Raw genomic sequence first — 1402 nt, 5'->3', positions numbered from 1 at the left:
TCCTTCAACGCGACCTTCAAACGCGAGACCCTGCAAGGACGAAAGAGCTGGCCAACCGAGCGTGAGGCCCGACTCGACGCCTTCCGATGGCTCCATCGCTACAACACCCGACGCCGACACTCCCGCCTCGGACAACGATCACCGATCGCATTCGAGAACGCACTCCACTTCACGCCAACTACGCTGGCACCAGCCGCATAACCCGTGTCCAAGATTCGGGGGCAAGGCCCGTGTTCCTGCTGCCCGCCTACTCGCCCGACCTGAACCCAGTCGAAGGTGTCTGGGTGCACGTCAAGTGCAGTCTGGCCAACCTTGCCGTCATGGCCCTCGACCGGCTTGAATCCCTCGTCCGCAACCGGCTCAAACGACTCCAATACCGGCCTCCCACCCTCGACGGCTTCATAGCCGGCACCGGCCTGGCCCTGAATGGCCCAGTGTCACCCTGACGAGCCGAAGTCAGTAGCGACCGTACAGCCGAGTGATCGTTTGGACTGAAGGCGCGGGTGGTCAGCCTGCCCCGCCCTGGAGCCGGACCGGCATATTTGCATCCACAGGCCTACTCCCGTGCACAGGCCGCAGTGCTCAGTCCAAACATGCTCCCGACTGAACAGTACAAATGATCATTAGGTGGTGCTCCCGGCAGGACTCGAACCTGCGGCCAGACGCTTAGAAGGCGTCCGCTCTATCCACCTGAGCTACGGGAGCTAAATCGCAATAAACCAGCCGATGGCGCCCTCGGCATGCCGCACCTGCGACACACACGGCCAGTCCTGTCAGCCGGTGATATGGGCGGCGCACCCTTCAGTATCCGGCTATCAGAACCGGTGCCCTATGCGGCCGGATCGGCTGCACGCGGGACGTAATAGACGCATGTTGGCAGGACGTGCCCGCTTGGCACGCTTTTTTGGGAGAGGGTGGGCTGCCTCAAGGTTGAGGCAGCCCACAGGCGGCACCTGGGGGGCTTTGGTGCCGCCCTCTCACCCCTCATGCGATCATGAAAGCACGCTCTCCTCCCAGAGTGATCGTTACTCACTGCGAAAGCGGCCGACCGGGCAATGGGGGTACCGGCAGGCAGGCTGCGGGCAGGCGGCCTGGCCGGCGAGGGGCCTGTCAGCCAGCCTTTCCGGTCGGCCTGCCACCACTTTCCCGCCCGGGAGTGATATTTTCCCTCTCCGTCTCGCCGCTGTGGGTGCGCGGTCTTGTGGCTGGTGGTTTCTTTTCATCCCGGCAGTTGCGACCTGCCCTCCAGTTGGCGGCAGGGCGTTACTCGCCCAGGCCGGGCATGATGTGTGGGTCTCGTCCGCACCGCATGCCCGGTGTCCGTTTTCTTCGGATTTAGGTATTGACTGCTCAGGGTGTGCGTGCTCCGTAGGTGTGTGCTGGAGGTAGCAGAAAAGGCAGT

At 63.2% G+C, this 1402-nt stretch carries 1 protein-coding gene, 1 tRNA gene and 1 pseudogene; 2 read left to right on the top strand and 1 reads right to left on the bottom strand.

What is annotated here, in order from left to right; all coding sequences use genetic code 11:
• A partial coding sequence (locus tag ACFWUY_RS41640; RefSeq protein ID WP_384122251.1) for an integrase core domain-containing protein occupies window positions 1–201 on the top strand: 201 nt, incomplete at its 5' end.
• Between the two features lie 29 nt (window positions 202–230).
• A pseudogene (locus tag ACFWUY_RS41635) lies at window positions 231–446 on the top strand (IS630 family transposase); the annotation flags it as partial.
• A gap of 182 nt (window positions 447–628) precedes the next feature.
• Here the strand turns inward: ACFWUY_RS41635 and ACFWUY_RS41630 are convergent.
• Window positions 629–705 (bottom strand) — tRNA-Arg (locus ACFWUY_RS41630).
• Window positions 706–1402 lie beyond the last annotated feature (697 nt).

This window comes from Streptomyces sp. NPDC058664 (genome assembly GCF_042716635.1).
Taxonomy (GTDB): Bacteria; Actinomycetota; Actinomycetes; order Streptomycetales; family Streptomycetaceae; genus Streptomyces.
This window is presented reverse-complemented; position numbering and strand designations above follow the sequence as displayed.